Origin of the sequence: Raineyella antarctica, assembly GCF_900092135.1 — a bacterium.
GTDB classification, from domain to species: domain Bacteria; phylum Actinomycetota; class Actinomycetes; order Propionibacteriales; family Propionibacteriaceae; genus Raineyella; species Raineyella antarctica.
Genome location: NZ_FMYF01000008.1, coordinates 17372 through 42038 on the forward strand (window position 1 = coordinate 17372; position 24667 = coordinate 42038).

The 24667-nt window shown below is 70.7% G+C and carries 21 protein-coding genes and 1 riboswitch; of the genes, 15 read left to right on the forward strand and 6 right to left on the reverse strand.

Going from position 1 to position 24667, the window contains the following annotated elements; genetic code table 11:
• The first annotated feature begins 102 nt into the window (after window positions 1-102).
• From pyrH to gdhA, 5 genes are all read left to right on the forward strand, one after another.
• Window positions 103-813, forward strand: coding sequence for a UMP kinase (gene pyrH, locus GA0111570_RS12085; protein ID WP_092611467.1), 711 nt, complete (start codon window positions 103-105; stop codon window positions 811-813).
• 151 nt (window positions 814-964) lie between these two features.
• Window positions 965-1519, forward strand: coding sequence for a ribosome recycling factor (gene frr / locus GA0111570_RS12090; protein WP_217634156.1), 555 nt, complete (start codon window positions 965-967; stop codon window positions 1517-1519).
• A 2-nt stretch (window positions 1520-1521) separates the two neighbouring features.
• Entirely contained in the window at window positions 1522-2412 is an 891-nt protein-coding gene (locus GA0111570_RS12095; protein ID WP_092611474.1) for a phosphatidate cytidylyltransferase, read from the forward strand.
• A 2-nt stretch (window positions 2413-2414) separates the two neighbouring features.
• Window positions 2415-3593: a 23S rRNA (adenine(2503)-C(2))-methyltransferase RlmN gene (gene rlmN, locus GA0111570_RS12100; RefSeq protein ID WP_483880031.1), complete on the forward strand. Its 1179-nt coding sequence runs from the start codon at window positions 2415-2417 to the stop codon at window positions 3591-3593.
• Window positions 3594-3621: 28 nt separating this feature from the next.
• Window positions 3622-4959: an NADP-specific glutamate dehydrogenase gene (gene gdhA, locus GA0111570_RS12105; protein WP_092611835.1), complete on the forward strand. Its 1338-nt coding sequence runs from the start codon at window positions 3622-3624 to the stop codon at window positions 4957-4959.
• A 137-nt stretch (window positions 4960-5096) separates the two neighbouring features.
• On the opposite strand, the gene ribH is transcribed toward gdhA, so the two are convergent.
• From ribH to GA0111570_RS12130, 5 genes are all read right to left on the reverse strand, one after another.
• On the reverse strand, window positions 5097-5567 hold the full coding sequence (gene ribH / locus GA0111570_RS12110; RefSeq protein WP_092611479.1) for a 6,7-dimethyl-8-ribityllumazine synthase: 471 nt from the start codon (window positions 5565-5567) through the stop codon (window positions 5097-5099).
• A gap of 1 nt (window position 5568) precedes the next feature.
• The gene (ribB, locus tag GA0111570_RS12115; protein WP_092611506.1) at window positions 5569-6828 is read right to left on the reverse strand and encodes a 3,4-dihydroxy-2-butanone-4-phosphate synthase; all 1260 of its coding nucleotides are present in this window, start codon (window positions 6826-6828) and stop codon (window positions 5569-5571) included.
• Window positions 6828-7451 carry a riboflavin synthase gene (locus GA0111570_RS12120; RefSeq protein WP_092611509.1) on the reverse strand — a complete coding sequence of 208 codons (624 nt, stop codon included), beginning with the start codon at window positions 7449-7451 and terminating at the stop codon, window positions 6828-6830. The genes ribB and GA0111570_RS12120 overlap by 1 nt, the downstream gene beginning before the upstream one ends.
• A 2-nt stretch (window positions 7452-7453) precedes the next feature.
• The gene (gene ribD / locus GA0111570_RS12125) at window positions 7454-8554 is read right to left on the reverse strand and encodes a bifunctional diaminohydroxyphosphoribosylaminopyrimidine deaminase/5-amino-6-(5-phosphoribosylamino)uracil reductase RibD (RefSeq protein WP_092611512.1); all 1101 of its coding nucleotides are present in this window, start codon (window positions 8552-8554) and stop codon (window positions 7454-7456) included.
• A 156-nt stretch (window positions 8555-8710) separates the two neighbouring features.
• Window positions 8711-8839: riboswitch (FMN riboswitch) on the reverse strand.
• A 294-nt stretch (window positions 8840-9133) separates the two neighbouring features.
• Window positions 9134-10594 (reverse strand): MFS transporter, encoded by a 1461-nt coding sequence (locus GA0111570_RS12130; protein ID WP_092611515.1) that lies wholly within the window; start codon window positions 10592-10594, stop codon window positions 9134-9136.
• Window positions 10595-10834: 240 nt separating this feature from the next.
• On the opposite strand from GA0111570_RS12130, the gene dxr reads away from it, so the two are divergent.
• The 8 genes from dxr to GA0111570_RS12170 all read left to right on the forward strand — a co-directional run bounded on the left by dxr (window position 10835) and on the right by GA0111570_RS12170 (window position 22042).
• Window positions 10835-12058 carry a 1-deoxy-D-xylulose-5-phosphate reductoisomerase gene (dxr, locus tag GA0111570_RS12135; RefSeq protein WP_092611518.1) on the forward strand — a complete coding sequence of 408 codons (1224 nt, stop codon included), beginning with the start codon at window positions 10835-10837 and terminating at the stop codon, window positions 12056-12058.
• A 99-nt stretch (window positions 12059-12157) separates the two neighbouring features.
• Window positions 12158-13456: a M50 family metallopeptidase gene (locus tag GA0111570_RS12140; protein WP_092611521.1), complete on the forward strand. Its 1299-nt coding sequence runs from the start codon at window positions 12158-12160 to the stop codon at window positions 13454-13456.
• Between the two features lie 157 nt (window positions 13457-13613).
• On the forward strand, window positions 13614-16025 hold the full coding sequence (locus GA0111570_RS12145) for an ExeM/NucH family extracellular endonuclease (protein ID WP_092611524.1): 2412 nt from the start codon (window positions 13614-13616) through the stop codon (window positions 16023-16025).
• Window positions 16026-16112: 87 nt separating this feature from the next.
• A complete protein-coding gene (gene ispG / locus GA0111570_RS12150) occupies window positions 16113-17264 on the forward strand; it encodes a flavodoxin-dependent (E)-4-hydroxy-3-methylbut-2-enyl-diphosphate synthase (protein WP_092611528.1) in 1152 nt (383 codons plus the stop codon).
• A 17-nt stretch (window positions 17265-17281) separates the two neighbouring features.
• Window positions 17282-18148, forward strand: coding sequence for a GNAT family N-acetyltransferase (locus GA0111570_RS12155; RefSeq protein WP_092611531.1), 867 nt, complete (start codon window positions 17282-17284; stop codon window positions 18146-18148).
• A 73-nt stretch (window positions 18149-18221) separates the two neighbouring features.
• A complete protein-coding gene (locus GA0111570_RS12160; RefSeq protein ID WP_092611534.1) occupies window positions 18222-19397 on the forward strand; it encodes a CapA family protein in 1176 nt (391 codons plus the stop codon).
• 88 nt (window positions 19398-19485) lie between these two features.
• Window positions 19486-21231 (forward strand): proline--tRNA ligase, encoded by a 1746-nt coding sequence (locus GA0111570_RS12165; protein ID WP_092611838.1) that lies wholly within the window; start codon window positions 19486-19488, stop codon window positions 21229-21231.
• Between the two features lie 16 nt (window positions 21232-21247).
• Window positions 21248-22042 carry a sulfite exporter TauE/SafE family protein gene (locus GA0111570_RS12170; RefSeq protein ID WP_175557474.1) on the forward strand — a complete coding sequence of 265 codons (795 nt, stop codon included), beginning with the start codon at window positions 21248-21250 and terminating at the stop codon, window positions 22040-22042.
• 39 nt (window positions 22043-22081) lie between these two features.
• Here the strand turns inward: GA0111570_RS12170 and GA0111570_RS12175 are convergent, their stop codons facing one another.
• Window positions 22082-22969, reverse strand: coding sequence for a DUF4439 domain-containing protein (locus GA0111570_RS12175; RefSeq protein WP_139283234.1), 888 nt, complete (start codon window positions 22967-22969; stop codon window positions 22082-22084).
• 136 nt (window positions 22970-23105) lie between these two features.
• Here GA0111570_RS12175 and rimP point away from each other — a divergent pair, with 136 nt between their 5' ends.
• Together rimP and nusA are read left to right on the forward strand one after the other, a co-directional pair.
• Window positions 23106-23612: a ribosome maturation factor RimP gene (gene rimP, locus GA0111570_RS12180; RefSeq protein ID WP_092611539.1), complete on the forward strand. Its 507-nt coding sequence runs from the start codon at window positions 23106-23108 to the stop codon at window positions 23610-23612.
• Window positions 23613-23614: 2 nt separating this feature from the next.
• Entirely contained in the window at window positions 23615-24592 is a 978-nt protein-coding gene (nusA, locus tag GA0111570_RS12185) for a transcription termination factor NusA (RefSeq protein WP_092611542.1), read from the forward strand.
• The last annotated feature ends 75 nt before the right edge of the window (window positions 24593-24667 follow it).

A 24667-nucleotide genomic window follows, 5' to 3' on the forward strand; every position in this document is an offset into this window, starting at 1 on the left:
AGCGTGCGTCACGGGGTCCCGCCCCGGGGCGCACGCTGTACGCATAAGCTCTGAGACGGTCACCCAGCACCGACGGACCCACCCACCGACAGGAGACAATCCATGAGCTCGTTCAAGCGCATCTTGCTGAAGCTGTCGGGGGAGGTCTTCGGCGGCGGCCGGGTCGGCGTGGATCCGGGTGTGGTCGACTCGATCGCCCACCAGATCGCCGATGTGGTCCGTACCGGGGTCCAGGTCTGCATCGTCGTCGGGGGAGGCAACTTCTTCCGCGGCGTCGAGCTGCAGCAGTCAGGCATGGAGCGTGAGCGTGCCGACTACATGGGCATGCTGGGTACCGTGATGAACTGCCTGGCCCTGCAGGACTTCTGCGAGCAGGCCGGCGTTCCGACCCGCGTCCAGACCGCGATCGAGATGCGCCAGGTGGCCGAGCCCTACATCCCGCGCCGTGCCGACCGGCACATGGAGAAGGGGCGCGTCGTGATCTTCGGCGCAGGCTCCGGCATGCCGTACTTCTCCACCGACACCGTCGCCGCGCAGCGCGGGCTCGAGATGCACGTCGACGCACTGCTGATGGGCAAGATGGGCGTGGACGGCGTCTACGACTGCGATCCGAAGACGAATCCCGGGGCCAGGAAGTACGACACCCTGACGTACGACGAGTACCTGGCCAAGGACCTCAAGATCGCCGATGCCGCGGCCATCAGCCTGGCCCGGGACAACGACCTGCCGATGATCTTCTTCAACCTGAGCACCGAGGGCAACATCCTGCGCGTCGTCAACGGCGAGCAGATCGGTACCGTTGTCCGCAAGTGAGGCCCCGATGGTCGCCCGCTTCGCGCCGTCGGTCTGACAGACTGGTGGGCGAAGCAGCTTCCCGAGCCCCTGGCTGCCCTGCAGATGCGGTGCGAGCCGCCCCCGTGAGTTGCGGCAGACCGCCGCATGCTGAGAAAGGAATCACTACGTGATCGGCGACATCACCACCGAAGCGAAGTCCAAGATGGAACACGCGGTCGAGTTCGCCAAGGAGGAGTTCGCCGCCATCCGTACCGGCCGGGCCCATCCTGCGATGTTCAACAAGCTGATGGCCGACTACTACGGCAGTGCGACGCCGATCCAGCAGCTGGCCTCGTTCCACGTGCCCGAGGCGCGGATGATCCTCATCACGCCGTACGACCGGAGCGCCCTGAACGCCGTCGAGAAGGCGATCCGCGACTCCGATCTGGGCGTCAACCCGTCCAACGACGGCAACACCATTCGTTGCGTCCTCCCCGAGCTGACCGCCGAGCGACGCAAGGAGTACACCAAGCTCGCCCGGACCAAGGCCGAGGACGCCAAGGTGTCGGTGCGCAACGCTCGCCGCTCCGCCAAGGAGGCCATCGACAAGCTGGTCAAGGACAAGGAGATCGGCGAGGACGAGGGCAAGCGCGCCGAGGCCGAGCTGGAGAAGACCACCAAGAAGTTCACCGACTCCATCGACGAGATCCTGAAGGCCAAAGAGGCCGAGCTTCTCGAGGTCTGACCTTGTCAGACACGGAGTCGACGACAGGCTCGCCCCGGCCGGGGCCGACCGCTCCGAAGTCGGGGCGAGCAGGTCGTAACCTGCCGGCGGCGATCCTCGTCGGCGTCATCCTCGCGACACTGTTCCTCAGCAGCCTGCTCTGGTGGATGCCCGGGTTCGTCATCCTGACGACCACCCTGATCGGCATGGCCGCGGTCGAGGTGCACCAGGCCCTGAAGCGGGTCGAGATGACCTCGGCGATCCTCGTGATCGAGGCCGGGTTGGTGGCGATGATGGGCGGCGGCTACATCATGACCCGCCGGGCACCGGAGTACTCCTCGACCTTCCTGGTGGTCTGCCTGGGACTGATGGTCCTGGCGTCCTTCCTGGTGCGCCTGCCGAAGGGCGCGAAGGGGTTCGTCAAGGACACCGCGGCAAGCATGCTGACCATCGCCTACCTGCCCCTGATGGGTGCATTCGCGAGCCTGCTGGTCGCGGAGACCGACGGCGCCGGACGGGCCATCCTCTGGTTGGGCACGGTCGTCTGCTCCGACACCGGGGGCTACATCGCCGGCGTCCTCTTCGGACGCCACCAGATGGCGCCGACCATCAGCCCGAAGAAGACCTGGGAGGGGTTCGCCGGCTCCCTCCTGCTGGGGGCCGCCTTCGCGGCGGTGGTCGGCGTCCTCGTGCTGGGCACACCGTGGTGGACCGGCGCACTGGTCGGCATCGCCCTGGTGATCGCCGCGATCGCCGGCGACCTGGTCGAGTCCCTGATCAAGCGTGACCTCGGCGTCAAGGACATGGGGTCCTTCCTGCCCGGACACGGGGGCGTAACCGACCGAATCGATGCGATGGTGCTCTCCGCCCCGGTCGCCTGGATCCTGATGCATTTCCTTATTCCCGGAGCGTGAACGTGACCACCGAATCCCCAGCCGAACACAGCACGGAGGAGACCGGCCCCCGGCAACATCCGGAACTGGTCTTCACTGCCCCGCGCCGCGGCAAGCCGCCGGTGCACTGGGCCGACCTCAGCGTTGACGAGCGCAAGGCCGCAGTCACCCGTCTCGGCCTGCCCGCGTTTCGTGCCCAGCAGCTGTCCCGGCACTGGTTCGTGCACTCCACCGACGACCCGGCGCAGTGGACCGACCTGCCTGCGGCCCGGCGCGAGGAGGTCGCCGCCGAGCTGTTCCCGCACCTGCTGGAGGAGGTCAGCGCCCTGCGTGCCGATGCGGGCACCACAGTGAAGTCGCTGTGGCGGTTGCATGACGGGGCGCTGGTCGAGTCGGTGTTGATGCACTATCCGGCAACAGGCACGTCGTCGTCTCGCACGACGGTGTGTGTTTCGTCACAGGCGGGCTGCGGAATGGCCTGCCCGTTCTGCGCCACCGGGCAGGGCGGACTGCAGCGGAACCTGAGCTCGGCCGAGATCGTCGCGCAGATCGTCGACGCCAACGCACGGATCGCCGCCGGTGGCGTCCCCGGCGCCTCCGGACGCGTCAACAACGTCGTTTTCATGGGGATGGGGGAGCCCCTGGCCAACTACGCGACGGTCATCCGGGCCATCCGTACGCTCCTGGCGCCGCAGCCCGACGGGCTCGGGATGAGCGCCCGCGGGATCACGGTCTCGACCGTCGGGCTGGTGCCGGCGATCGACAAGCTGGCAGAGGAGGGGATGCCCGTCACGCTGGCACTGTCCCTGCACGCGCCCGATGACGAATTGCGAAATGACCTCGTTCCGATCAACAATCGGTGGCGGGTCGACGAGGCTGTGGATGCCGCCTGGCGCTATGCGCGGGCGACGAAGCGTCGTGTCTCGATCGAGTACGCGCTCATCCGCGACGTGAACGATCAGGCCGAGCGTGCCGATCGCCTCGCCCGAGTGCTCAAGAAGCGCGGCGACTGGGGTTGGTTCCATGTGAACCTGATTCCGCTCAACCCGACCCCCGGCTCGAAATGGACGGCATCGCGCCGCAAGGACGAGCAGGAGTTTGTACGCCGACTCGAGGCCCATGGCGTGCCCGTGACCGTACGGGACACCCGTGGCCGAGAGATCGACGGTGCCTGCGGCCAACTGGCCGCTACGGTCAAGTGAAGAGGGAGACACAGTGAGTCCTGAAGCTCTGCGCAAGAACCTACAGGTGGTGTTCGACACCGTCCTGCGTCGCAACCCTGGGCAGCCCGAGTTCCACCAGGCCGTCCACGAAGTGTTCGAGAGCCTAGGGCCTGTGTTCGCCCAGCACCCCGAGTACATCGAGGGTGCCATCCTGGACCGGATCATCGAGCCGGAGCGGCAGATCATCTTCCGCGTGCCGTGGATCGATGACGCCGGCAGGGTCCGCGTCAACCGTGGCTACCGGGTGGAGTTCAACTCCGCCCTCGGCCCGTACAAGGGTGGTCTGCGGTTCCACCCGACGGTGTACTCCGGCATCATCAAGTTCCTCGGCTTCGAGCAGGTGTTCAAGAACTCGCTGACCGGCCTCGCCATGGGTGGCGGCAAGGGTGGCGCGGACTTCGACCCGCACGGCAAGTCCGACAACGAGGTGATGCGCTTCTCGCAGTCCTTCATGACCGAGCTGTCCCGCCACATCGGGCAGTACACCGACGTGCCGGCCGGCGACATCGGCGTGGGCGGACGCGAGATCGGCTACATGTTCGGCCAGTACAAGCGGCTGACCAACCGGTTCGAGGCCGGCGTCCTCACCGGCAAGGGCCTGACCTGGGGCGGCTCGCTGGTCCGTACCGAGGCCACCGGCTACGGCCTGGTGCACTTCGTCTGCGAGATGCTGAAGATGAAGGACCAGGAGATCGACGGCAAGACCATCGCCATCTCCGGCTCGGGCAACGTGGCGATCTTCGCCATCGAGAAGGCCCAGCAGCTCGGCGGCAAGCCGATCACCATCTCCGACTCCAGCGGCTACGTCGTCGATCGCGACGGTATCGACCTGGACCTGCTCAAGCGGGTCAAGCTCGAGGAGCGCGGTCGGGTCGCCGACTATGCGGCCCTGCGCCCCGGTGCGCACTTCGTCTCCGGCGGCAGCGTCTGGGACGTGCCGGTGCAGATCGCGCTGCCTTGCGCCACCCAGAACGAGATCAACCGCGAGCAGGCGGCCACGCTGGTCAAGAACGGCGTCCAGCTGGTCGCCGAGGGTGCCAACATGCCGAGCACGCCCGAGGCGATCGTGACCTTCCAGGACGCCGGCGTGCTGTTCGGCCCGGCCAAGGCCGCCAACGCCGGTGGCGTGGCGACCTCCGGCCTGGAGATGCAGCAGAACGCGGCCCGGGACTCGTGGACCTTCGACCACGCGGCGACCCGGTTGGAGCAGATCATGCACGACATCCACAGCAGCTGCCTGGAGGCAGCCGACCGCTACGGCTCCCCCGGCGACTACCAGCTGGGCGCGAACGCGGCCGGCTTCGTCAAGGTCGCCGACGCGATGCTGGACCAGGGCGTCGTCTGACGGATGACGTCGGCCCGCGGAGGGCCCGACAGCCACGAAGAGGGCCGGTCAGGGGTGTGGACCCCCGACCGGCCCTCGGTCGTCCTGCGAGGATCGGACGAGCTGCTGGCCACGTACGGTCCTCACCGCACCGAACGCTAGGCGGTCACCGCATCGATGGCGTCGAGCGTGGCCAGCACGGCGATCGCCGCCTCGTACCCCTTGTCCTCGGTGGAGTCCGGCAGCCCGGCCCGGTCCAGGGCCTGCTGCTCGTTGTCGCAGGTGAGCACGCCGAAGCCGATCGGGACACCGGTGTCGACCGCCACCTGGGTCAGGCCCATGGTCGCTGCCTCGCAGACGTAGTCGAAGTGCGGCGTGCCGCCGCGTACCACGACGCCGAGCGCAATCATGGCGTCGAACCGTTCCGCGAGCCGGCGGCAGGTGACCGGGAGCTCGAACGTGCCGGGGACACGCACGACGGTGATGTCCGCGACGCCGCTGTCGGTGAGCGCGGCCCGGGCGCGGTCGACCATCTGGTCGGTCACCTCGGGGTACCACTGGGCTCCGACGATCGCGATGCGCCGTCCGGTGCCCTGGGCGGTGATGTGGGGGGAGCCGAAACCGGCCATGTCAGACCTCCTGGGGAGCGTTGTTGGTGTGCGGGACCCCGTCCAGGACGATGCGGTGTCCCATCCGGTCGCGCTTGGTGCGCAGGTAGAACTCGTTGTCGGCGGTCGGGGCGGTCCACGACGGGGCAACGGTGACGACCTCGATCCCGGCCGTCCGCAGCGCGCGGACCTTGTCGGGGTTGTTGGTCATCAGCTCCAGCCGTTCCACGCCGAGGTCGTAGAGGATCGCCGCGGCGGCCCCGTACTCCCGGTCGTCGATCGGCAGCCCGAGGTCGGTCTGCGCGTCGACGGTGTCGCGGCCCTCGTCCTGCAGGTGGTAGGCCTGCAACTTCGAGAGCAGGCCGACGCCCCGGCCCTCGTGGCCACGCAGGTAGACCACCGCGCCGCCGCGCCGGGCGACCGTCTCCAGGGACTGGTGGAGCTGCGGCCCGCAGTCACAGCGCAGCGAACCGAACACGTCACCGGTCAGGCACTCGGAGTGCACCCGGACCACCGGGACGCTCCCGTCGGCCCCGACCAGGCCCTGGGGGCTGATCAGCGCCATGTGCTCGGCGCCGGTCTGCACGTCCTTGTAGCCCACGACCTTGAACTCGCCGGACGGCGTGGGCAGCCGGGTCACCGCACCGCGCTGCACCCGGTCGTGGGACTCGCGCCAGCTGGCCAGCTCGGCGATGGTGATGACGGCCAGGCCCTCGGCCTCGCCCAGGGCGAGGACGTCGGGGGTCCGCATCATCGAACCGTCGTCGTGCACCAGCTCACCGATGGCACCCACCGGTTCCAGGCCGGCCAGCCGGCACAGGTCCACGGCGGCCTCGGTGTGGCCGCGCCGCTCCAGGACGCCGCCGTCGCGGGCGCGCAGCGGCAGGATGTGCCCGGGGCGGATCAGCGAGGCCGGACCGGAGTCCGGGTCGGCCAGCACGCGCAGCGTACGGGTCCGGTCGTGGGCCGAGATCCCGGTGCCGACACCCGAGGAGGCGTCGCAGGAGACCGTGTAGGCGGTCCGCAGCGGATCGGTGTTGCGGGCGACCATCAGCGGCAGGTCGAGGGCGTCGGCCCGGGAGGCAGTCATCGGGGCGCAGAGGTAGCCCGAGGAGTGCCGGATCGTCCAGCCCAGCCACTCCTCGGTCAGGGTCTGGGCGGACAGGATGACGTCGCCCTCGTTCTCACGATCCTCGTCGTCGAGCACCAGGACGGGCCGGCCGTGGCGCAGCTCCTCCAGGGCACGTTCGATCGGGCTGAACCCGGCGGGCAACTCACTCATCACTTGTCTCCGTCCTGCGTGGCCCACCCGGTACCGATCCGGTCCAGGTAGGTAGCGACATACTTGCCGATCACATCGACCTCCAGGTTCACCATCGCCCCGACCGGCAGCGCCCCCAGCGTCGTCTCGGCCAGGGTGGTCGGGATCAGGGACACCGTGAAGGCGTCGGGGCGGACCTCGACGACGGTCAGCGACACGCCGTCGATGGTGATCGAACCCTTCTCGACCAGGTAGCGCGACAGCTCGGGGGCCAGCGCGATCTCGACGACCTCCCAGGCCTCACCAGGGGTCCGGGAACGTACGGTCCCGGTGCCGTCGACGTGGCCCTGCACGAGGTGGCCGCCCAGCCGCCCGGTCGCGGCCATGGCTCGCTCCAGGTTGACGGGGGAGCCGACCGCCAGTCCGCCCAGTCCGGAGCGGGCCAGCGTCTCGGCCATCACGTCCACCCCGAAGGTGTCGCCGTTCAGGTCGGTCACGGTCAGGCAGACCCCGTTGACGCTGATCGAGTCCCCGTGGTGGGCGTCACTGGTCACGAGCGGGCCGCGGACGCGGAGCACCGCGGACTCCTCCCCGTGTCTGAGGTCGACGATCTCGCCGACCTCCTCGACGATGCCGGTGAACATGGTCAGGCCTCCTTCGTGGCGGGTGCCATCGTGATGCGTACGTCGGTGCCGACCAGGCCGACATCGGTGATCGTGAACTTCAGGGCGTCGGCCAGGGTGCGGACCCCGAGGTCGCCGACCAGCGGCAGGCCCGAGCCGAGCAGGGCGGGGGCCTGGTAGACCAGGACCTCGTCGACCAGGCCCTCCCGGAGGAAGGCAGCGGCCAGGGTCGCCCCACCCTCCAGCCAGGCGTGCCGGACCCCGACCCGATCCAGCTCCGCCAGGGCCCGACGGGGATCGCCGCCGGGCAGGAACAGTGTCTCGGCCTCGTCGGAGCGCAGCCGGGCGTCGGGCGGCACCTGACGGTCACCGACCACCACGCGCAGCGGCTGGCGCTCGGCGAGGGTGCCGTCGGCGTGCCGTACGGTCAGCCGCGGGTCGTCGGCCAGGGCGGTGCCGGTACCGACCACGATGGCGTCGCACAGGGCGCGTCGGTGGTGCACGTCGGCACGCGCCTCCGGACAGGTGATCCACTGCGAGCTGCCGTCGGCCGCGGCGGTGTGCCCGTCGATGGTGGCGGCGACCTTCCAGGTCACCCACGGACGCCCGAGTCGTACGGCCCGGGTCCAGATCCGGTTGACCTCCTCGGCCTCCTCGGCCAGCAGGCCGCCGAGCACCTCCACCCCCGCGGCGCGCAGCGTGGTGGCGCCACCGGCAGCGGCCGGGTTGGGATCGGGCTGGGCGTAGACGACGCGTGCGACACCGGCCTCGACCAGGGCGGTGGCGCACGGTCCGGTCCGTCCGGTGTGGTTGCACGGCTCCAGCGACACGTACGCGGTGGCCCCGCGCGCGGCGGCCCCGGCGGCGCGCAGCGCCTCGACCTCGGCGTGCGGCGTGCCGGCCCCGTGGTGCCAGCCCTCGCCCACGACCGTGCCGGTGGGGGAGACCAGGACAGCGCCGACGCGCGGGTTCGGGTCCGGGAGGGGGGAGAGGGTGGCGAGCGCGATCGCCCGGCGCAGGTACTCCCGGTCGGTGGCGACGGCGGGATCCTCGACGCCGACGGGTACCGTCGTGCCGGGTCCATCCGGGCGCACGTGGGTGTGCGCGGCGTTCCGCTGGTCCATCGTCCTCCTCCGGTCGGTCAGCGACCCCGGGGCTGGACGTGGGAGGGAGCTCCCGGACGGGACGACGGGCGCCGACCTCGCAGCGGTCGTTGCAGGACCCTGCGATGTCGCCGACGCGCCACCCGCCAGCAGGAGCTGACGAGCGGTCGCCACGTACGCGTGCGCCTCCCATCCGGACTTTCACCGTCGGTCCAGGAATTGCACCTGGTCAACCGACCACCCGAGGGTGGCCGGGTCGCGGACTTTCACCGCCGGTTCGGACTTACACCGACCCCGGAGCACGTGCTGCCGAGGCTACCACGCGACAGGCCTCCTCCCCAGAGTCCACCAGATGGAGGTGCTGTCCAATGGTCCGGTCCTGTCCGAGGGCCTCTCGATCTCCTGCGTACGGGCATCCATGGACCCCGTCCGCCCAGCGCCTGACAGGCCCCGCGCGGACCGACACCGAGGAGAGGGGTTCCGCGGGGCGTATGGAGGAACGCGAGGCGGGTTCCCTGATGCAAGCGACCGGCGGGCCAGCCCCCTGAGTGGGAGCCGACCCGCCGGTCATGAGGTGGTGCGAGGTCGGGGTCCGACCGATCAGGCGTTGGCGACCGCCAGCTCCTCCTCGGCGAGCTGCTGGGCGTCGGAGCGCCCGGCCTTGGGCCGCGGCACCATGGTGGTCATCAGGCCACCGAACAGGGCCACACCGGCGAAGACGTAGAAGGCGGTGTTGCCACCCAGACCGGCGGCGGCCAGCCAGCCACCGATCAGCGGGCCGAGGATGCCACCCAGTCGGCCGAAGCCCGAGCACCACGCCACGCCGGCGGCGCGGACGTTGGTGGCGTAGTAGTTGGAGGTGAAGCCGTAGATCAGCACCTGGGTGCCCAGCACGCCGACGCCGGCGACGGCGATGTAGGCCAGCAGCATCGGGATCGGGAAGCCGAAGGTCATCAGCGTCAGCGACAGGGCCGCCAGGGTGAAGGTGGTGATGATGACGCGCTGCGGGCCGGCCTTGTCGGCGACGCGGGAGGCGATCAGGCCACCGACGACGGCACCACCGTTGAGCAGCAGCAGGAAGATCAGGCCGTAGCGCTTGGCGGCGTCCGCACCCATGCCGGCGTCCTGGAAGTGCCCGCCCATGATGCTGGGCAGCCAGGTGTTCAGGCCGAAGGTCAGCAGCAGGCCGGAGAAGCTCATCAGGCCCAGGAACAGCGTGCCCACCAGGTACTTCTTCGAGAAGATGCCGGCGAAGCCGACCTTCTCCTTGATCTCCAGGTGCAGGTCCTCGGCGACCGGGACACCACCGAACTGCTGGTGCTCACGGAGCGGGATGCCGGTCTTGCGGGAGATGGCGACGGCCCGGTCGACCTGGCCGCGCGAGAGCAGCCAGCGCGGGGACTCGGGGAGCATCACCAGGGCGAGCGGGAAGAGGAACAGGATCGGGGTCGCACCGATCATGAACATGCCGCGCCAGCCGATCTGGCCGAGCAGGGCCAGGCCGAGGAAGGCGGCGAGCACGCCACCGGCGGGGATGCCGGAGTAGACGATCGCGTTGTAGAAGTTGCGCTTGCCGGCCGGGGCGAACTCGGCCATCGTCGCGCCGGCCGTGGCCAGCAGGACGCCCAGACCGAGGCCGGTGATCAGGCGCATCGCGCCGAAGACGGTGACCGACTCGGCGAAGGCGGTGATGAACATGCCGAGGGAGAACCAGGCGATGCCGCCGAGGATCAGCTTCTTGCGGCCGATGCGGTCACCGATGGCACCTGCGGCCAGGGCGCCGATCATGACGCCGATCAGGGCGTAGGAGCCGAGTTCGCCGGCGACGGCCGGGTTCATTGCCTGGCCACCGGTGATACCGCTGGACCACCAACCGAGGGCGTTGGAGCCGCCGGTGCGGAGGCCGGGCAGGACGGTGCCGTAGACGGTCAGGTCGAAGCCGTCGAAGAGCAGGGAGAGTCCGGCGATCGCGGCTACCCAGCCGGCGGTCCGTGCTTCCTTGGCGTGGTCGGCCGGGATGTCGGGGATGGTGCTCGCTGACGAGCGGGTGGTGGTGTTCATCTGGGCTCCAGTGTGAGGGGGTCCGTGTCGGCGCTGGCGCGGCCTTCTGTGACCTGGAGTCCGCTCGCCGTTCGGTCCGCGGGGCCCCTCGGTCGGGGGGGTTGCTCCAACAGTGGCGGAGGGTGACCCCTGTCACACGCTTGTGTTCCGGTGAAACGAACATGTCGAGGGCAACCTAGGTACCTACCGAGGTGCGTGCAGGGAAAATATCCGGGGTGCTTGGCGTGCGACACTTGACCGGTGCGAGACGTGATCATTCTGGGAAGCACCGGCTCCATCGGCACGCAGGCGCTGGAGGTCATCTCCGGCCGCAGGGACCGGTTCCGGGTCGTCGGGCTGGCGGCCGGGGGCGGCAACATCGACGTGCTGGCGGCCCAGGTGCTGGAGTTCGCCCCGCGGACCGTGGCCCTGGCCCGGCCCACCGCCGTCCAGGACCTGCAGCTGGCCCTCTATGCCGAGGCCCAGCGGCGCGGCTGGAACCGGGGTGAGATGGAGCTGCCGCGCATCATCGCCGGCCCCGACGCCGCCACCGAGCTGGCGGGGGAGCGGGCCGACGTCGTCCTCAACGGCATCACCGGGTCGGTCGGCCTGCTGCCGACCCTCGCCGCCCTGCGGGCCGGCACCACCCTTGCGCTGGCGAACAAGGAGTCACTGGTGATCGGCGGCCGGCTGGTCACCGAGGCGGCCGCCCCGGGCCAGCTCGTCGCCGTCGACTCCGAGCACTCGGCCATCGCGCAGTGCCTGCAGGCCGGACGGGCGGACGAGGTGGACAGGCTCGTGCTGACGGCGTCCGGCGGCCCCTTCCGGGGACGCACCCGTGCCGAGCTCCGCGACGTGACGCCCGACCAGGCGATGGCCCACCCGACCTGGCAGATGGGTCGGGTGATCACGATCAACTCGGCCACGCTGGTGAACAAGGGCCTGGAACTGATCGAGGCCGGCCTGCTGTACGACATGCCGCTGGACCGGATCCAGGTCGTCGTCCACCCCCAGTCCGTCGTGCATTCCGCCGTGCAGTACATCGACGGGGCGCTGATCGCCCAGTGCTCCCCGCCCGACATGAAGCTGCCGATCGCCCTGGGCCTGGCCTGGCCGGAGCGCACCCAGGGTGCCGCCGCGCCGGTCGACTGGACCCGTGCGGCGTCGTGGACCTTCGAGCCGCTGGACGGCGAGGCGTTCCCGGCAGTTGAACTGGCGCGTCGGGCGGGCACACTGGGAGGCACGGCACCAGCGGTCCTCAACGCTGCCAACGAGGTCTGTGTCGATGCGTTCTGTGAGGGCCGCATCGGCTTCCTGGACATCGTCGACACGATCGCCGCCGTCCTGGACGAGCACTGCGACCCCGGCACCACCGGGGTGACGGACGGCTCCGCGTTCGTCGGGGACGACGCGATCACGGTGGAGATCGTGATGGCCGCCGACGCCTGGGCCCGTACGGCCGCGCGGCGCCGCACCGGCCACTGAGAGCCGGCGGCGAGCGGCCAAGGGCGTACGGGCCGGCGTCGTACGTGCCCGCGCCCGGGCACGACCGTACTTCCCCGCTGGACGACGAGAGGACCCCCGATGGAAACAGTGTGGTACCTGCTGGGTGCGGTGGTCTTCTTCGCCCTGATCATGGTGTCGATCGCTCTGCACGAGGTCGGGCACCTGATCCCGGCCAAGCTGTTCGGCGTCAAGGTCACCGAGTACTTCGTCGGCTTCGGCCGGACCCTGTGGAAGCGCCGGATCGGCTCCACCGACTACGGAGTGAAGGCCCTGCCGCTGGGCGGCTACGTCCGGCTGGTCGGCATGTACCCGCCCGCACCGGGCGACAACCACGTACGCGCCAGCGGCACCAATGCCCTGCAGCAGATCGCCGAGGACGCCCGCGCCTACGAGTGGGAGGAGATCACCCCCGAGGACGACGGGAAGTTGCTGTTCCAGAAGCCGGTCTGGCAGCGCATCGTCATCATGTCCGGTGGCGTGGCGATGAACCTCCTGCTGGCCTTCCTCCTCTTGCTCGGCGTGACCGCCGGGGCCGGCGTCGCCCGGCCCACGCTGGCCGTCGCCTCGGTCCCGGAGTGCGTGATCCCCGCCAACCGTGCCGACCGGCACTGTGGTCCGGGTGACCCGAAGACGCCCGCGTACGAGATGGGGCTGAAGCCGGGTGACGTGCTGGTCTCCTTCAACGGGCAACGGCTGCAGGACTGGGACCAGGTCTCCGGCCTGATCCGCGCGAACCTCTCCGCACCGGCCACCCTCGTCGTGCAGCGCGACGGGCAGCAGGTCCCCCTCCCGACCGTGCCGACGGTCACCACCGGGGTGCCCAGCCGTCTCGATCCGGGGCGCAACATCGAGGCAGGCTTCCTCGGTGTCACCCCGAAGGTCGAGGTGCAGCGGGGTGGCCCGGTCGCCGTCGGCAAGGACATGTGGACGATGAGCAAGCAGTCGGCCTACGCCCTGCTGCGGTTCCCGGTGAAGGTCTGGCGCACCGGCGTCGACATGGTCACCGGCCGGCCGCGCGACGTGTACGGGCCGGTCAGCGTGGTCGGAGCCTCCCGCGTCGCCGGCGAGATCGTCACCACCAACCTGCTCACCTCGGGCAGCAAGGTCGCTGTCGTCGCCCAGTTGCTGGGCTCGGTGAACCTGTTCCTCGCGCTGTTCAACATCGTCCCGCTCCCACCGCTGGACGGGGGCCACGTGGCCGGAGCCATCTGGGACGGGGTACGCCGGACCATCGCACGGTTGCGGCGCCGGGCCATGCCGCCCCCCTTCGACACCGCCAAGCTGCTGCCGATCTCCTGGGCGGTGACGGCACTCTTCATCGTGTCGGGGGCGGTGCTGATCATCGCGGACCTGATCAACCCGATCCGGCTCTTCTGAGCCCCGTCCCCGAGGGTGACGCCCGCGGGGACGGCGGACGACGAGCAGGGGAAGGTCGGATGAATTCTTGCCCCTGAGGACCTCCTGAGGAGATGTTGACGGCGTTTCCGACCGTACGGTGACAGACGTCCCTTCCCGCCCTCCCCAGGAGTGCCCCATGTCCTCACGTCCCCGCAAGGTGGCGGCCGGGATCGCAACAGCACTTGGTGCGTTGCTCCTCATGCCGCTGGCCGTCGCCCCCGCTTCCGCTGCCCCCCCCGTCCACTTGGTCCTCTCCGAGGTCTACGGCGGCGGGGGCAACTCCGGCGCCACCCTCACCCACGACTTCGTCGAGCTGTACAACCCGACCACCACCGCCGTGTCCCTGTCCGGCCTGTCCCTCCGGTACTACTCCGCCACCGGCGGCGGCGGTAACACGTGCACCCTGCCGGCCACGGCGAGCGTCGCCCCGGGCGGGCACTACCTGGTCCAGCAGGCCAAGGGGAACGGTGGGACCACCGCGCTGCCCACGCCGGACGCGATCTGCACGCTGGCGATGAGCGGCACCGACGGTCGCATCGACCTCGTCTCCGGCGCGACCATCGTCGACAGGGTCGGCTACGGCGGCGCGACCACGTACGAGGGCACCGGTGCGGCGCCGGGACTGTCGAGCACCACCTCGGCCCAGCGCAGGACCGACGGGGCAGGCTACGTCGACACCGACGACAACAAGGCCGACTTCACCGCCGGGACCCCGACGCCCAGGAACAGCACGTCCTCGGGTGGCGGCACCGACCCCGAGCCGGTGCTCACCCGGACCATCGCCGAGATCCAGGGCACCGGGGCCGCATCGCCGTTCGTCGGCCAGAAGGTCACCACCCAGGGCGTCGTCACCGCCGCGTACCCGATCGGTGGCTTCAACGGCGTCTACCTGCAGACCCCCGGCACCGGCGGCACCGCGAAGAAGCCGGGCGATGCCTCCGACGGCATCTTCGTCTACTCCTCCGCGGCCGCCGCCGGCCTGGAGGTCGGCGACTGCGTGGTCGTCGAGGGCTCCACGGTCAAGGAGTACAACGGCCTGACCGAACTGGACGGGGGCGCGGTCACCGCCGCCGCGGACTGCGCGCCGGTCGCCCCGACCCGGCTGGCGGCGCTGCCGGCGACGGACGCCGAGAAGGAGCCCTACGAGGGCATGCTCGTGCTCCCCGAGGGCACGCACACCATCACGAACAACTACCAGCTCAACCAGTTCGGCCAGCTCGGGCTGACCCCGGGCACCGAACCGCTGTACACCGCGACCGACGTCGTCACGCCGGACCGGGCCGCGGCGTACGAGGCCGAGAACAAGAAGCGCTACATCACCCTCGACGACGGCTCGAGCTGGAACTACATGACCAACAGCACCGCCAAGGACTCGCCGCTGCCGTACCTGTCCCAGGACGAGCCGATGCGCACCGGCTCCCAGGTGACCTTCACCCAGCCGGTCATCCTGGACTACCGCTTCCAGTGGAACTACCAGCCGACCGGCCAGGTCGTCGGTGCCGCCGACGAGCAGGACCCGCTGGCCACCGAGAACGACCGCGAGGCCACCGCGCCCGCGGTCGGCGGTGACGTGAAGGTCGCCACGTTCAACGTGCTGAACTACTTCACCGACCTGGGCAAGGACGAGGCCGGCTGCAAGGCCTACACCGACCGCGACGGCAACCCGGTGGCGACCAACTACTGCGAGGTCCGCGGCGCGTACAGCGAGCAGGCCTTCGCCGACCAGCAGGCCAAGATCGTCACCGCGATCAACGGACTGGGCGCCGACGTGGTCTCACTGGAGGAGATCGAGGCCTCCTCGGCCATCTCCTACCTGCCCGGCCAGGACCGCGACAAGGCCCTGGCCGCGCTCGTCCGGGCGCTGAACGCGGCCGGCGGCACCTGGGCGTACGTCCCCTCGCCGACCGTCGTGCCCAGCAACGAGGACGTCATCCGTACGGCCTTCATCTACAACCCCGACCGGGTCCAGCTGCTGGGCGCCTCCCAGATCCTGGTCGACCCGGCCTTCGCGAACGCCCGACAGCCGCTGGCGCAGAAGTTCAAGCTGCGCAACGCGGGCTCGCCGTTCGTCGTGGTCGCCAACCACTTCAAGTCGAAGGGCTCCGGCGAGGACGACGGCACCGGCCAGGGCCGCTCCAACCCGTCGCGCGTCGAGCAGGCCAAGGCGCTGACCGGCTGGGTCTCCGAGCTGTACCCGGACGAGGCCGTGCTGCTGGCCGGCGACTTCAATGCCTACTCCAAGGAGGACCCGGTCCGGGCCATCGAGGCCGCCGGCTACACCAACCTGGCCACGGCGTACGAGCCGGCCTCGGCGACCTACCAGTTCGACGGCCGCCTCGGCTCGCTCGACCACGTCTTCGCCAACAAGAAGGCGCGGTCCCTGGTCAGCGGTGCCGGCGTCTGGGACATCAACGCCGACGAGTCGGTGGCGATGCAGTACTCGCGTCGCAACTACAACGTGACCGACTTCCACACCACCGGCGCGTACGCCTCCTCCGACCACGACCCGATCGTGGTCGGGCTCGCGGCGAAGGGCGCCAAGCGCTGAGGCTCCGCCCACCCCGGATGCTGAGGGGCCGACGAGGGACTGTGTTCTTCGTCGGCCCCGTTGTGGTGTGTGTCCTACTCTGTACCCATGGCAACAAGTCTCGGCATGCCCGCTCCCGCCCCGATCCAGCTCGCCCCGCGCCACGTGACGCGCAAGCTGAAGCTCGGCAACGTGGAGGTCGGCGGTGACGCCCCCATCTCGGTGCAGTCCATGACGACCACGAAGACCACTGACATCAACGGCACGCTGCAGCAGATCGCCGAGCTCACCGCCGCCGGCTGCGACATCGTCCGGGTGGCCGTGCCCAGCCAGGACGATGCCGACGTCCTGCACATCATCGCCAAGAAGTCGAAGATCCCGGTGATCGCCGACATCCACTTCCAGCCGCGCTACGTCTTCCAGGCGATCGAGGCAGGTTGTGCGGGGGTCCGCGTGAACCCGGGCAACATCAAGCAGTTCGACGACAAGATCGCCGACATCGCCAGGGCGGCCTCGGACGCCGGCGTCCCGCTGCGGATCGGGATCAACGCGGGCTCGCTCGACAAGCGGATCATGCAGAAGTACGGCTCGGCCACCCCCGAGGCCCTCGTCGCCTCGGCGATGCAGGAGGCCCGGCTGTTCGAGGACGTGGACTTCCACGACTTCGCCATCTCGGTCAAGCACCACGACCCGGTGGTGATGATCCGGGCCTACCAGCTGCTGGCCGAGGCCTGCGACTACCCGCTGCACCTGGGCGTCACCGAGGCGGGCCCGGCGTTCCAGGGCACGATCAAGTCCTCGGTCGCGTTCGGGGCGCTGCTGGCCCAGGGCATCGGTGACACGATCCGGGTCTCCCTGTCCGCCCCGCCCGTCGAGGAGGTCAAGGTCGGCGTCAAGATCCTCGAGGCGCTCAACCTGCGGCCGCGCCACCTGGAGATCGTCTCCTGCCCCTCGTGCGGGCGGGCCCAGGTGGACGTCTACACCCTGGCCGAGGAGGTCACCAAGGGGCTGGAGGGCATGACCGTGCCGCTGCGCGTAGCCGTCATGGGCTGCGTCGTCAACGGGCCCGGCGAGGCCCGCGAGGCCGACCTCGGCGTCGCCTCGGGCAACGGCAAGGGCCAGATCTTCGTCCACGGCGAGGTCGTCAAGACCGTCCCCGAGGACCAGATCGTCGCCACCCTGATCGAGGAGGCCAACCGCCTCGCCGAGACGCTGGAAGCCGACCAGGCGGACGCCGCACCGATCGTCAGCGTCAGCTGACCCGAAGGGGAACGACCATGTGGGCACCGCCACGACCCTCCACCAGTTTCGGCGTACGAACGCTGGGCCCCGAGGACCTGCCGGCCGCCCTCGCCCTGCTGCACCTGGCCCCGGTCGACAACCTGTACGTCGCCGCCCGGGTACGCTCGGGAGGCCTGGACCGGATCACCCTCGGCTGCCCGGTGTGGGGGTACGAGGTCGGCGGCGAATTGAGGTCGATGCTGCACGCCGGGTCCAACATGGTGCCGGTGAACGCAGACGACCGGGCCTGCGCGGCCTTCGCTGCCTTCGCCGGATTCCAGCGCTTCGCGTCCTCGATCATCGGGCCCTCCGAGGCGGCGATGGGCCTGTACCACGAACTGGTCGACAGGTGGGGCGGGCCGTGGGCCGAGGCCCGCGACATCCGCGCGCACCAGCCGGTGATGCTGATCGACCACGAGCCGGACATCGCCGCCGACCCGCGGGTCCGGCAGGTCACCCTGGCCCAATGGGACGCGTACGCCGACGCAGCGGTGGCGATGTACACCGAGGAGGTCGGCCAGTCCCCGGCCGTGAACGGTTCGGACGTGTCCTACCGCGTCTACATCCGGTCACTGATCCAGCAGGGACGCTCGTACGCGATCGTCGAGGACGGGCGGGTCATCTTCAAGGCCGACATCGGCTCGGCGACGTCGACGCGCTGCCAGGTGCAGGGCGTCTGGGTCGCCCCGTCCCACCGCGGCAGGGGCATCGCCGCACCGGCGATGGCCGCGGTGATCAGCCAGGCCCGCCAGCAGTGGCCGGTGGTGACGCTCTACGTCAACGACTTCAACGCGCCCGCCCTGGCCACCTATCGCCGGGCCGGGATGCGCCAGGTCGGTGAGTTCGCCACCGTCCTCTACTAGCCTGTCGCCGGGGACCGCCGGTCCGGAGGGGCGAGCAGGCATGCACAGGAATCGCAGGGCCAGGAGCACGCTCGTGGCGGCACTGGCGGCCGCCGTCCTCGTGGCGGGCTGTGGCCCGACGGAAGGGGCCCAGCCGCCCGCAACCGCCCCCACGACGTCCGCCCCCACGACGACCGACCCCACCCCGAGTGCGGCACCCGCCCGTACGGTCAGCGTCGCCCTGGCCGGTGACCTGCTGTGGCACAACACCACCTGGTTCTCCGCGCAGGAGGACGCCCACGCCAAGGGGCAGGCCGGCACGGACCAGTACGACTTCGGGCCGATGTTCGGTTCGATGGGCCCGGTGATCAAGGCGGCCGACCTGGCGGTCTGCCACGAGGAGGTCCCGGTCGGCCCCCAGGGCGGGCCCTACAGCAACTACCCGTCCTTCGCCGCGCCCCCGCAGGTCGCCGCAGGAGCAGCCGCCGCGGGCTATGACCTGTGCACCCTCGGCAGCAACCACTCCCTGGACGCCGGCACTGCCGGGATCACCAGGACGGTCGCCGACTTCCGCAGCGCCGGCATCGTCACCACCGGCGCGTACGCCACCGAGGCCGACTCCAGGACCCCGGCCATCTACACCACCGAGTCCGGGGTGAAGGTCGCCGTCGTCGAGGCGGCGTACGGCCTGAACGGCTACCAACTGCCGGCAGAACGCCAGTGGGCCGTGGACCGGATCGACACCGGCACGATGATCGCCAAGGCCAGGGCCGCCCGCGCCGCCGGTGCCGACATCGTGCTCGCCGCCCTGCACGACGGCACGGAGTACACCACGGCGCCCACCGCCGACCAGGTCGCGAACGCCAAGGCGTTGGCCGAGTCCGGGGTGATCGACCTCGTCTATGGCCACCACGCGCACACCGTGCAGCCCTGGACCAAGGTCGGGAACACCTGGGTGGTCTACGGCCTCGGCAACCAGATCGCCCAGCAGAAGACCGAGCAGAGCGCCACCTACGAGGGCATCACCGCCCGGTTCACCTTCCACGAGGCCGCTCCGGGACGGTTCGAGGTCACCGAGGCGACGGCCATCCCGACGTACGTGACCCACTACGCCGCCGGTCGCCCGATCCGCCTGGTGCACGTCACCGCGGCCCTCGACGGCAGCGCGCCGGTACCGGCCGGCGTCGAGCGGGCCACGCTGGAGCGTGCCCGGGACCGCACCCTGGCAGCGGTCCGCTCGCTGGGCGTCGAGGGCGTCACCGTCGGCTGAGGGTGGTGACTGGCGTACGGCCCGGCGCGGCGGGCGCGGTAGAGTCGGCCTGTCCATCGACCCCTGGGAGCCCCTTGTGATCACGAAGATGTCGGAGTTGTTCGTCCGGACCCTGCGCGAGGACCCGGCAGACGCCGAGGTCCCGAGCCACCGCTGGCTGGTCCGCGGCGGCTACATCCGCCGTGCCGCCCCCGGCATCTACACCTGGCTGCCGCTGGGCCTGCGGGTGCTGCACAAGGTGGAGGACATCGTCCGCGAGGAGATGGACGCCATCGGCGGCCAGGAGGTCCACTTCCCGGCGCTGCTTCCGCGCGAGCCCTACGAGCTGACCAACCGGTGGATCGAGTACGGCCCCAACCTGTTCCGGCTGAAGGACCGCAAGGGCAACGACATGCTCCTCGGCCCCACGCACGAGGAGATGTTCACCCTGCTGGTGAAGGACCTGTACTCCTCGTACAAGGACCTGCCCCTGGTGCTCTACCAGATCCAGACCAAGTACCGCGACGAGGCCCGCCCGCGGGCCGGCGTGCTGCGGGGCCGCGAGTTCGTGATGAAGGACTCCTACTCCTTCGACATCGACGACGCCGGCCTGCAGGCGGCGTACGACAAGCACCGCGACGCGTACATCCGGATCTTCGACCGGCTCGGCCTGGAGTACGTGATCGTGCAGGCGATGTCCGGCGCGATGGGCGGCTCGGCCTCCGAGGAGTTCCTCGCCGTGGCCGAGAACGGCGAGGACACCTTCGTTCGCTCCCCGGGCGGCTACGCCGCGAACGTCGAGGCCGTCGCGATCGGCGCGCCCGAGCCGCTGCCGTACGACGCTGCGCCCGCCGCCCACGTGGAGGACACCCCCGACTCCACCACGATCGAGGCGCTGGTCCGGGTGGCCAACGACCTGCAGCCGCGCACCGACCGTCCGTGGGACGGCTCGGACACCCTCAAGAACGTCGTGTTCATGCTGGAGTACCCCGACGGGACCAAGGAGCCGCTGGCGATCGGCCTGCCGGGCGACCGCGAGGTGGACGAGAAGCGCCTGGAGGCCCAGTTGGAGCCTGCCGTCGCCGTCCCCTTCGCCGAGGAGGACTTCGCCAGGTACCCCTCCCTGGTCAAGGGCTACATCGGACCGGGGGTGCTGGGGGAGGAGAACAGCTCCGGCATCCGCTACCTGACCGACCCCCGCGTGGTCGAGGGTACCCGTTGGATCACCGGCGCAGATGCTCCCCAGAAGCACGTCTTCGACCTGGTCTGCGGCCGGGACTTCACCTCCGACGGGGTGATCGACGTCGCCGAGATCCGCGCGGGTGACCCGTCGCCGGACGGCTCCGGACCGCTGCAGCTGGCCCGCGGGATCGAGATGGGCCACATCTTCCAGCTCGGCCGCAAGTACGCCGACGCGCTCGGCCTGAAGGTGCTGGACCAGAACGGCAAGCAGGTGACCGTCACCATGGGCTCGTACGGCGTGGGCGTCTCCCGCGCGGTCGCGGCCGTGGCCGAGACCACCTGTGACGAGAAGGGCCTGCGCTGGCCGCGCGCCCTGGCGCCGTTCGACGTGCAGCTGGTCGCCACCGGCAAGGGCACCGAGGTGGCCGACTACGCCGCCGGCCTGGCCCAGGAGCTCGACGCCGCCGGCATCACCGTGCTGTACGACGACCGCAAGGCCTCCCCGGGGGTGAAGTTCGCCGACGCCGAGCTGCTCGGCATGCCGACCACCGTGGTGGTCGGTCGCGGCCTGGCCGAGGGCGTGGTCGAGCTTCGCGACCGGATCGAGGGCACGGCCGAGCAGGTCCCCGTCGCCGAGGCCGTCGAGCGGATCGTCGCCCAGGTCCGCGGCTGACCCGGTCGGCGGAGATGTGACCCAGGCCCTGGCGGACCTCCCGATCTGGGTGGTGGCCGGGCTGGTGGCCGTCGCCTTCGTGGCCGGGTGGGTGGATGCCGTCGTCGGTGGCGGAGGCCTGATCCAGCTGCCCGCCCTGCTGCTCGGGCTCCCGGCGGACACCCCGGTCGCGACGATCTCCGGCACGAACAAGATCTCCTCCTTCGCCGGCACCACCAGCGCGACCCTCACCTACCTGCGCCGCATCCGCGTCGACTGGCGTGACGTGCTGCCCCTGATGGCCGGCGCCGCGGTCGGGTCGGCGATCGGGGCCCGGATGGTCACCTACCTGCCCAAGGAATGGTTCACCCCCTTCGTCCTGCTCGCACTCCTGGTCGTCGGCGGCTACCTGTGGCGTCGACCGACGTTCGGGCTGGAGTCGCACCGGCGGTACGAGGGCCGCGGGCTCGCCGTGCGGTCGGCCACGATCGGCCTGGGCGTCGGCGTGTACGACGGCTTCCTCGGCCCGGGCACGGGCACCTTCTTCGTCATCCTGATCGTCGGGGTGCTCGGCTACGGCTTCCTGGAGGCCACGGCCCGGGCGAAGCTGGCGAACATGACCACCAACATCGCCGCCATCGCGACGCTGGCCGGCCACATCAACTGGCCGTTGGGCCTGATGATGGCGGTGGCGAACGTCACCGGCGGACTGACCGGGGCGCGGATGGCGTTGCGGCACGGCAACGGCTTCATCCGCAAGGTGCTGCTCGTGGTGGTGGCCGCCCTGGTGGTCCGGCTCTCCTTCGACCTCGTCCGTCAGCTGGCCGGCTGACCCGTACGCACGGCCCGGTCCGACCCCGATCCGTTCCGGTCAGGCCCAGCCCGGCCAGGTCGGCAGCGCGCCACCCGCAAGCGCTGTCGCGACGGTGGCGTCGTGCAGCACGGTGGCGCCCAGGGCGCGGAGCCGCTCCTCGACCGTCGCCCTGACCAGGCGGCAGGCGGCGGGCAGGACCGACGCCTCGACGCGGGCGACCAGTCGGATCGCATCCTCCGGGCCCGCCGGCTCGCCCACGTCGTACGCCACCTCGGCGACCGGGGCCCGCAGCGAGCGACGTGCCAGCTCGGCCAGGAGCTCCTGCCGGGCGGTCACGTGCGCGTCCAGGGTCGTACGGATCCAGCCGGCATCGTCGGCGGTGGCCAGTGCCAGCGCGGTCTCCAGGGCGTAGACGGCGGGGTACAGCTGGAGCAGCAGTCCGGTCATCGCCTCGGCGTCCCCGCCGGCCGGGACCGTGTCGGCGGAGGCTGCCTCGGTGGGCGTCCGCGGGGCATCGGTGGAGGCCAGCGCCCCGACCGCTCCGGCGTACGCGCCGGCCGAGGCCAGCCGGGCGGCCGTCGTTCCGCGGGCAGGGGCGGCCAGGAGGTCGGCCGCGGCAGCGCGGGCAGCCGTGGCGAAGTCGCCGGGCGCACCCGGGGAGGCGGTCCCCGGGGCGAGGAGCTCGGCCTGGGCGGCGAGGTCGTGCGCGGCCCGTAGCCGGAAGGCGCCGAGACGATTGCTCCCCGCCGTGCCGGCCGCTGCGGCGGAGGCCAGCGCGGCCTGGGCGGCGGCGTGTCGGGCCAGGTCCGGTGCCGGTGGGGGAGGCGTGGCCGTTCCCGTCGCCACCTCTCCGGCGGCGACCGTGGGGTCGCGCCGTACGCAGCCGGAGGCCCCGGCCATGACACCGAGGGCCGCTGCGCCCAGGAACCCCCGCCGAGTCAACACGGAGCAAACGCTAGCGCACGGGTATGCTGGCCTGCACGGGTCGCGCTCCCGCTCCACGGGGGACGGCGATGACGTCGGGGCCACGCCCTCGGTGCGACCCGACAACCGCATCACACAATCGGATCGAGGAGCCCCCATGAACGAACAGCGACTCGTCGAGATCATCGAACCTGTGCTGGCGCGCCATGAGCTGGAGCTCGACGTGCTGGACATCATCCCGGTCGGCAAGCGCACCGTCCTGCGGATCACCGTGGACGGCGACGGCCCCCAGGGTCGGGGCCCACTGATCGACGACATCGCCACGGCCTCCCGCGAGCTGTCGGAGGCGCTGGACGCCTCCGACGTGACCGGCGCCGGCGCCTACACCCTCGAGGTCTCGTCACGCGGGGTGAACCGCCCGCTCTCCCTGCCGCGCCACTGGCGCCGCAACCAGGGCCGCCTGGTCAAGGTCACCCTCGCCGGCGGCGAGACCTTCGTCGCCCGGATCGTCTCCAGTGACGACTCCGGGGTCGACCTGGTGATCGAGCCCGAGGACCCCAGGCCGGGCAAGGGTGTCACGGTCGAGCGCCGCTGCGAGTACACCGACATCACCAAGGCACGCGTCCAGGTCGAGATGAAGCGCCAGGACGAGGAAGAGGACTGATCATGGACGTCGACATGGCTGCGCTGCGTGCGATCGAGCGCGACAAGGAGATCCCCCTCGGGGTGCTGGTCTCGGCGCTGGAGGAGGCGCTGCTGACCGCGTACCACAAGACGGAGTCGCCGGTCCCCGGCGCCCGGGTGGTGCTGGACCGCAAGTCCGGCAAGGTCGCGGTGCTCGCCCCGGAGAAGAACGAGGAGGGCGTCGTCGTCGGCGAGTACGACGACACCCCGGCCGGCTTCGGCCGGATCGCCGCCTCGACCGCCCGCCAGGTGATCATCCAGCGGATCCGCGACGCCGAGGACGAGAAGAAGTACGGCACCTTCGCGGCGATCGAGGGCGACGTCGTGATGGGCACCGTCCAGCAGGACCGGGACAACCGGGTCGTCCGCGTCGACCTGGGAGACATCGAGGCGATCATGCCTCCTGCCGAGCAGGTCCCGGGCGAGGAGTACAAGCACGGCACGCGCCTGCGCGTCTACGTCGTCGCGGTCCGCAAGGACCTGCGCGGGCCCCAGGTCGTCGTCTCGCGCACCCACCCGCAGCTGGTGCAGAAGCTCTTCGAGCGCGAGGTGCCCGAGATCGAGCAGGGCGTGGTGGAGATCAAGGCCCTGGCCCGCGAGGCCGGGCACCGGACCAAGCTCGCCGTCGTCTCCAAGCGCCCGGACGTCTCGGCCAAGGGCGCCTGCATCGGCCCGATGGGACAGCGCGTCCGCGCCGTCATGCACGAGCTGAACGAGGAGAAGATCGACATCATCGACTGGTCGGAGGACCCGGCCGCCTTCGTCGGCAATGCCCTCTCCCCGGCCAAGGTCGCCTCGGTCACCGTCGTCGACCCGGCCGCCCGTGCCGCCCGCGTCGTGGTGCCGGACTACCAGTTGTCCCTGGCGATCGGTCGCGAGGGACAGAACGCGCGCCTCGCGGCCCGGCTCACCGGCTGGCGGATCGACATCCACTCCGACACCGAGGCCCCGCGGGACTGAGGTCCGGCATCCGCCAGGCACTGCCGGGGACGGCCACCCGGGACAGTCGCCCGGACGGCCGAGGGGGCGGGGGAG

What these genes read in the sequence shown, in the direction of transcription:
- GA0111570_RS12120 (WP_092611509.1), bottom strand. Translation starts at nt 7,451, where the DNA reads ATGTTCACCGGCATCGTCGAGGAGGTCGGCGAGATCGTCGACCTCAGA.
- rimP (WP_092611539.1), top strand. Translation starts at nt 23,106, where the DNA reads ATGAACGAACAGCGACTCGTCGAGATCATCGAACCTGTGCTGGCGCGC.
- GA0111570_RS12155 (WP_092611531.1), top strand. Translation starts at nt 17,282, where the DNA reads ATGTGGGCACCGCCACGACCCTCCACCAGTTTCGGCGTACGAACGCTG.
- GA0111570_RS12140 (WP_092611521.1), top strand. Translation starts at nt 12,158, where the DNA reads ATGGAAACAGTGTGGTACCTGCTGGGTGCGGTGGTCTTCTTCGCCCTG.
- ispG (WP_092611528.1), top strand. Translation starts at nt 16,113, where the DNA reads ATGGCAACAAGTCTCGGCATGCCCGCTCCCGCCCCGATCCAGCTCGCC.
- GA0111570_RS12165 (WP_092611838.1), top strand. Translation starts at nt 19,486, where the DNA reads ATGTCGGAGTTGTTCGTCCGGACCCTGCGCGAGGACCCGGCAGACGCC.
- ribH (WP_092611479.1), bottom strand. Translation starts at nt 5,567, where the DNA reads ATGGCCGGTTTCGGCTCCCCCCACATCACCGCCCAGGGCACCGGACGG.
- ribD (WP_092611512.1), bottom strand. Translation starts at nt 8,554, where the DNA reads ATGGACCAGCGGAACGCCGCGCACACCCACGTGCGCCCGGATGGACCC.
- ribB (WP_092611506.1), bottom strand. Translation starts at nt 6,828, where the DNA reads ATGAGTGAGTTGCCCGCCGGGTTCAGCCCGATCGAACGTGCCCTGGAG.
- pyrH (WP_092611467.1), top strand. Translation starts at nt 103, where the DNA reads ATGAGCTCGTTCAAGCGCATCTTGCTGAAGCTGTCGGGGGAGGTCTTC.
- GA0111570_RS12130 (WP_092611515.1), bottom strand. Translation starts at nt 10,594, where the DNA reads ATGAACACCACCACCCGCTCGTCAGCGAGCACCATCCCCGACATCCCG.
- GA0111570_RS12145 (WP_092611524.1), top strand. Translation starts at nt 13,614, where the DNA reads ATGTCCTCACGTCCCCGCAAGGTGGCGGCCGGGATCGCAACAGCACTT.
- nusA (WP_092611542.1), top strand. Translation starts at nt 23,615, where the DNA reads ATGGACGTCGACATGGCTGCGCTGCGTGCGATCGAGCGCGACAAGGAG.